Here is a 6845-nt window from a genome sequence, read left to right on the forward strand (position 1 = left end):
ACCAGCCAGACCCAGCGCGAGACCGCCTACCAGGACTGGCTGCACTCCTACAATCACCACCGCCCCCACACCGCCCTCGACGGCCAAACCCCCGCCAGCCGCGTCCACAACCTCACGGGGAAGTACAACTAGGCTCCTGCCATGCCCTGGATCATCCTCCTGGCCTCCGGCCTGTTCGAGGCCGTGTGGGCCACCGCCCTGGCCCGCTCCGAGGGGCTGACGCGCCTGTGGCCCTCCCTGGTCTTCGCCGCCTGCCTCCTGGTCTCGATGAGCGGGCTGGCCTATGCGCTGCGAGACATCCCGGTGGGCACGGGCTATGCGGTGTGGACCGCCGTCGGCGCGGCCACCACGGCCATCTGGGCCATGGCCACCGGTGCCGAGCCCGTGTCCATCGTGCGCATCGCCCTGCTCATGGTGCTGGTGGGCTGCGTCGTCGGGCTCAAGCTGACCGCGACCACGGCGCCGTAGCGCGATCTGCGCTGAGCCAGGAGCGGAGCGGGACCATAATCGCCGTTGGGGCGGGCATCATGATGGTATGAGCCACTCAGCACTGACCACACGCCGTCCCGATGGGCGCGCCCTGCGCGTCGGTCTGACCGGGGGGATCGGCTCCGGGAAATCCACCGTCGCCGGTCTCCTGGCCGAGCACGGGGCCACCATCGTCGTGGCCGACGACGTCGCCCGGGACGTCGTGGAGCCCGGCAGCCAGGGCCTGGCCGCCGTCGTCGCCGAGTTCGGCGAGGGGATCCTCACTCCCGAGGGCTCCCTGGACCGCTCGGCCCTCGGGGCGATCGTCTTCGCCGACGAGCTGCGCCGGGCGCGCCTGGAGGAGATCCTCCTGCCGCTCATCGCCGCCGAGGCCTGGGCGCGCATCGACGCCGTGCCGGCCGGGCAGGTCGCCGTCTACGACGTGCCCCTGCTGGTGGAGGGGCAGATGCAGGACATGTTCGACCTGGTCGTCGTGGTCGAGGCCGACCTGGAGGCGCGCATCGGGCGCCTGGCCGAGCGCGGGCTGGAGCCCGAGCAGGCCATGGCCCGGATCGCCTCGCAGGCCACCGACGCCGAGCGCCGGGCCGTGGCCGACGTCATCATCGCCAACTCCGGGAGTCTGGAGGACCTGGCCCGGGCCGTGGCGCGCATGTGGCAGGAGCGCCTGGCGGAGTAGCGGTCTCAGCAGGCCCTGCGCGAGGGCGTGCGGCTGGGGCCGATCGCCCCGAGGATCGTGGCGGACACGGCGAGGATGAAGGCCATGGGGGCTCCTGTTCGGTGCGGGGGCGGTGGGATGCGGTGCGCGACCACCAGCCTAATGGGGGGACGTATAGATAGGGCAACGAAACAGAGGTGACTCGTATCAATCCCGTTGCGGGGCGGCAACGGGAGGGACTCGTGACAGGCGCGTAGCCTGGGGGCATGCGCCCCGTGACCGAGCTCCAGCGAGCCGCCAAGCCCTTCGAGGTCATCAGCCCCTACACCCCCAGCGGGGACCAGCCCACCGCCATCGCCGAGCTCGCCGAGCGCCTGGCGGCGGGGGAGAAGGACATCGTCCTGCTCGGCGCCACCGGGACGGGCAAGTCGGCCACCACCGCCTGGCTGGTCGAGCAGGTCCAGCGCCCCACCCTCATCCTGGAGCCGAACAAGACCCTGGCGGCGCAGATGGCCGCGGAGTTCCGAGAGCTGCTGCCCCACAACGCGGTGGAGTACTTCGTCTCCTACTACGATTACTACCAGCCCGAGGCCTACGTGCCCCAGACGGACACCTTCATCGAGAAGGACTCCTCCATCAACGACGAGGTCGAGCGCCTGCGCCACAGCGCCACCAACTCCCTGCTCACCCGCCGCGACGTCGTCGTGGTCTCCTCGGTCTCCTGCATCTACGGCCTGGGCACCCCCCAGGAGTACGTCGACCGCATGACCCCCCTGGAGGTGGGGCAGGCCATCGATCGCGACGACCTGCTGCGGCGCTTCGTGTCCATGCAGTACACCCGCAATGACACCGACTTCACCCGCGGCACCTTCCGGGTGCGGGGGGACACGGTGGAGATCATCCCCATGTACGAGGAGCTCGCCATCCGCATCGAGTTCTTCGGCGACGAGATCGAGGCCCTGGCCACCCTCCACCCGGTCACCGGGGAGGTCATCGCCTCGGCCGAGCAGGTCTTCGTCTTCCCCGCCTCCCACTATGTGGCCGGGCCCGAGCGCATGGCCCGGGCCATCGAGGGCATCGAGGCCGAGCTGGCCGAGCGCCTGGCGGCCCTGGAGCGCGACGGGCGGCTCCTGGAGGCCCAGCGCCTGCGCATGCGCACCACCTACGATCTGGAGATGCTCCAGCAGATCGGGGCCTGCTCGGGGGTGGAGAACTACTCCCTGCACATCGACGGGCGCGAGCCCGGCACCCCGCCCAACACCCTGCTGGACTACTTCCCCGAGGACTTCCTGCTGGTCATCGACGAGTCCCACGTGACCGTCCCCCAGATCGGCGCCATGTTCGAGGGCGACGCCTCCCGCAAGCGCACCCTGGTCGAGCACGGCTTCCGCCTGCCCAGCGCCCTGGACAACCGGCCCCTGACCTTCGCGGAGTTCAACGACCGCATCGGGCAGACCATCTACCTCTCGGCCACGCCCGGGGACTACGAGACGCAGCTGTCCGACGGCGTGGTGGAGCAGATCATCCGGCCCACCGGGCTGGTGGACCCCAAGGTCGTGGTCAAGCCCACCCAGGGCCAGATCGACGATCTGCTCGAGCAGGTGCGCCTGCGGGTGGACAAGGACGAGCGCGTCCTGGTGACGACGCTGACCAAGCGCATGGCCGAGGACCTGACCACCTACCTGGCCGAGCGCGGCGTGCGGGTGGAGTACCTGCACTCCGACGTCGACACGCTGCGGCGCGTGGAGCTGCTGCGCGAGCTGCGCCTGGGGCGCTTCGACGTCCTGGTGGGCATCAATCTGCTGCGTGAGGGACTGGACCTGCCGGAGGTCTCGCTGGTCTCCATCCTGGATGCGGACAAGGAGGGCTTCCTGCGCTCGACCCGCTCCCTCATCCAGACCATCGGGCGGGCGGCGCGCAACGTCTCCGGCGAGGTCCACATGTACGCCGACCAGGTCACCCCGGCCATGGCCGAGGCCATTGAGGAGACCGAGCGCCGGCGCGCCAAGCAGCTGGCCTACAACACCGAGCACGGCATCGATCCCCAGCCGCTGCGCAAGCGGATCGCCGATGTCACCGACATGCTCGCCCGCGAGGACGTCGACACCGCCGAGCTCCTGGCCGGCGGCTACCGCGGGCACGAGGACGCCGCCGTGCGCGCCAACCGCCGCAGGGCCGCCGAGTCCACGGTCCGCGAGAGGCTGGCAGGGGCCGCCGAGGGCGAGCTGGTCGAGCTCATCAACGAGCTCACCCAGCAGATGCACGCCGCCGCCGAGGATCTCCACTTCGAGCTGGCGGCCCGCCTGCGCGACGAGATCCAGGACCTGAAGAAGGAGCTGCGGGGCATGCGCGCCGCGCAGTGAGCTGGACCTGCTGCTCATGCGCGCCGGCGTCGAGGAGATGGACCTAGGTCCCAACCAGTCTTCAAGGTCACAGTCAGCGGAACCACAGTGAGCATGCAGGTTTCAGTCCGGATGCATGGCCCCCCAAGACAATGACGCTCCGCCGCCCAAGGGAGTATCCGGCATCGTGGCCCCTCGTCGGAACTAATCCTGCAACTATTCATCGGTGAGGTTAACTATTCATTCCCGGGGGCCTCCGGGCATCTTTGCCTTCTCCTCGGTGATCGGGGATACTGTGGGTCAAGCGATATCTTCCTGCTATCCACAAAGGAGCGGCTTCATGGGTGAGGCCATCGACGCCGGCGTCGGAGCCGGTAATACCACGGCAACAGAGCAGCCCTCGAACCGGAAGGTCCCCCTCGCTGCGCTCGTCGCCCTCGTCATCGGCTCGATGATCGGAGGGGGGATCTTCAGCCTTCCCCACCAGATGGCCGGTGCGGCGGCGCCCGGCCCCCTCATTATCGGGTGGATCGTCACCGGGCTGGGCATGCTCATGCTCGCCTTCGTCTTCCAGCGCCTGGCAGTGACGAAGCCGGAGATCGATGCGGGCATCTACGGCTACGCCCGGGCGGGCTTCGGCGACCTCGTCGGCTTCTCCTCGGCCTGGGGGTACTGGATGTCGGCATGGATCGGGAATGTCGGCTACCTGGTCCTCCTCATGGCCTCCCTCGGGGTCTTCCTCCCCGGATTCGGCAACGGGAACACGGCTCAGGCCATTATCATCGCCTCCCTGGTCCTGTGGCTCTTCCACGTTCTCATCCTCAGGGGGATCCGGGAGGCGGCCGTGGTGAACGCGCTGGTGACCATTGGCAAGATCCTGCCCCTCATCGTCTTCATCGTCATCGGCATCCTCTCCTTCAAGCTGGATCTGTTCACCGCGGACTTCTGGGGCACGGGGGACTCCTCCCTGGGCGGAGTCCTCCACCAGGTCAAGTCCATGATGCTGGTGACCGTGTGGGTGTTCATCGGCGTGGAGGGCGCCTCGGTCTTCTCCGAGCGCGCCCGGTCCCGCACCGACGTCGGCCGGGCCACGATCATCGGATTCGTCTCGGTGCTGGCGCTCCTGCTGGCGGTCAACATCCTGTCCTACGGCATCGTCGCGCGCCCCGAGCTGGCAGGGCTGAGCGACCCCTCGCTCGCCGGCGTCCTCGAGGCCGCCGTCGGCCCCTGGGGCGCGAAGTTCATCGCCCTGGGCCTGATCATCTCCCTGGTCGGGGCGCTGCTGTCCTGGTTCCTCATGTGCGCCGAGATCATCCGCGTCCCCGCGATCGAGGGGCTCATGCCCCGCGTCTTCGGCAAGGAGAACGCCAAGGAGGTGCCCGCCGCGGCCCTGTGGTTGACGATGCTCCTGGTCCAGCTCTTCCTCGTCTGGACCTACTTCAACGCCTCGACCTACACCGCGCTCATCCTCCTGGCCTCCTCGCTCATCCTGCTGCCCTACCTGCTCTCGGCCCTCTACCAGGTCAGGGTCGCCCTCCAGGGCGGGTCCGGCATCTCGGCCATCGACATGGTCGTCGGCGTGCTGGGCACGCTCTACGGCCTGTGGCTGCTCTACGCGGCGGGCCTGGTCTACCTGCTCTACACCTCCGTCTTCTACCTCGTCGGCCTGCCCTTCTTCCTCAAGGCGCGCAGCGAGCAGCAGGCGCGCCCCCTCCTCAAGCCCCTGGAGTGGGCCCTGGTGGCGGTCCTGGTCGCCATGGCCGGCTACACCGTCTACGGCCTGTCCCAGGGGACCCTGTCCCTGGAGTGATGAGGCCATGGGCCTCAGGCGCCGCGCCGCACCGGCAGGGCGCGGCGGTGCAGCCAAGCACTGCCGGGCATCGCATCACCATCGAACAGAGAGGTTCCCATGTCCACCAAGGATGAGACCGCCATCAAGCACGGAGTCTGGTCGGAGGTCGGCACGCTGCGGCGTGTCATGGTCTGCCGCCCCGGCCGGGCCCACGAGTTCCTCACCCCGTCCAACTGCCACGACCTGCTCTTCGACGACGTCCTGGACGTGCCCAAGGCCCAGCGCGACCACGACACCTTCGTCAGCCTCATGCGCGAGCGCGGCGTGGAGGTCCTGGAGCTGCGCGACCTGCTCTCCGAGGTCCTGAGCATCCCCGAGGGCCGGGCCTTCATCCTGGACCGCCGCGTCAACCACGCCACCATGGGGGTGGGCGTGGCCGAGGACCTCCGGGCCTGGATGGACGAGATGCCCTCCGCCGAGCTGGCCGAGCTGCTCATCGGGGGGCTGGTCTCCGATGAGGTCCCCTCCGACATCCTGGGCACCGGGATCGCGCCCTTCCACGTCAACAGCGATGACCCGGAGATGCTCATCGCCCCGCTGCCCAACACGCTGTTCACCCGCGACAACTCCGCGTGGATCTACGACGGCGTGGAGCTGTCCCGCATGTACTGGGGCGCCCGGCGCCGCGAGGTCCTGCTGCTGACGGCGATCTACAGGTACCACCCCATGTTCACCTACAGCCACCACACCTGGCTGGACACGGTGGACAAGGACATGGGGCACACCTTCATCGAGGGCGGCGACATCATGCCCGTGGGCAAGGGCGTGGTCCTGGTCGGCATGGGGGAGCGCTCCACCTTCCAGGCCGTCAGCCAGATCGCCAAGTCGCTGTTCGACGCGGGCTCCGCCGAGCGCGTCATCGCCGCCCGGATGCCCAAGGAGCGCGCGGCGATGCACCTGGACACCGTCTTCACCCTCTGCTCCCAGGAGGTGGTCAACATCTACGAGCCCGTCGTCAAGGCGATGGACGCCTTCTCCCTGCGTCCCGACGACTCCCAGCGCGGGGGCATCAGGGTCGACTACGACGGCAACGACTTCCTGGGCACCGTGTCCCAGGCCCTGGGGGTCCAGCTCCACGCGGTGCGCTCCACCGCCGGCCGCTACGGGGCGGAATGCGAGCAGTGGAACGACGGCAACAACGTCGTGGCCCTGTCCCCGGGAGTGGTCGTGGCCTACGATCGCAACTACTCGATCAACGCCAACCTGCGCGACGCGGGCATCGAGGTCCTGGAGATCCCCTCCTCCGAGCTGGGGCGCGGCCGCGGCGGAGGCCACTGCATGACCTGCCCCATCGACCGGGACCCCGCCTACTGATCCGCCGATCAGTCGATTCACCGATCACGAGAACGAAGGAGCCCTTGTCATGAGTCACGAATTGTCTGGCCGTAGTTTTCTTAAGGAGTTGGATTTCTCTGCTCAGGAGTGGGGTGGTCTGCTTGAGCTGGCGGCTGAGTTGAAGGCTGCGAAGAAGGAGGGGCGTGAGGTTCGTCGTTTGGAGGGGAAGAAC

General features: G+C 68.6%; 6 protein-coding genes and 1 pseudogene. All 7 read left to right on the forward strand.

What is annotated here, in order from left to right; translation table 11 throughout:
* The coding region (locus tag J5X07_RS12605) for an integrase core domain-containing protein (protein ID WP_208478801.1) at positions 1-132 on the forward strand (132 nt) is incomplete at its 5' end.
* Between the two features lie 9 nt (positions 133-141).
* Entirely contained in the window at positions 142-468 is a 327-nt protein-coding gene (locus J5X07_RS12610) for a DMT family transporter (RefSeq protein WP_124934749.1), read from the forward strand.
* A gap of 67 nt (positions 469-535) precedes the next feature.
* Positions 536-1165, forward strand: coding sequence for a dephospho-CoA kinase (gene coaE, locus J5X07_RS12615; RefSeq protein WP_124934748.1), 630 nt, complete (start codon positions 536-538; stop codon positions 1163-1165).
* Positions 1166-1410: 245 nt separating this feature from the next.
* On the forward strand, positions 1411-3507 hold the full coding sequence (uvrB, locus tag J5X07_RS12620; protein WP_208480033.1) for an excinuclease ABC subunit UvrB: 2097 nt from the start codon (positions 1411-1413) through the stop codon (positions 3505-3507).
* A 319-nt stretch (positions 3508-3826) separates the two neighbouring features.
* Positions 3827-5296, forward strand: a complete 1470-nt coding sequence (arcD, locus tag J5X07_RS12625) for an arginine-ornithine antiporter (RefSeq protein WP_124934746.1) — start codon at positions 3827-3829, stop codon at positions 5294-5296.
* A gap of 99 nt (positions 5297-5395) precedes the next feature.
* Positions 5396-6652 (forward strand): arginine deiminase, encoded by a 1257-nt coding sequence (locus J5X07_RS12630; RefSeq protein WP_124934745.1) that lies wholly within the window; start codon positions 5396-5398, stop codon positions 6650-6652.
* A 49-nt stretch (positions 6653-6701) separates the two neighbouring features.
* Positions 6702-6845 (forward strand): annotated as a pseudogene (locus tag J5X07_RS13180) (ornithine carbamoyltransferase); the annotation flags it as partial.

Source organism: Actinomyces bowdenii (assembly GCF_017592395.1).
Taxonomy (GTDB): Bacteria; Actinomycetota; Actinomycetes; order Actinomycetales; family Actinomycetaceae; genus Actinomyces; species Actinomyces bowdenii.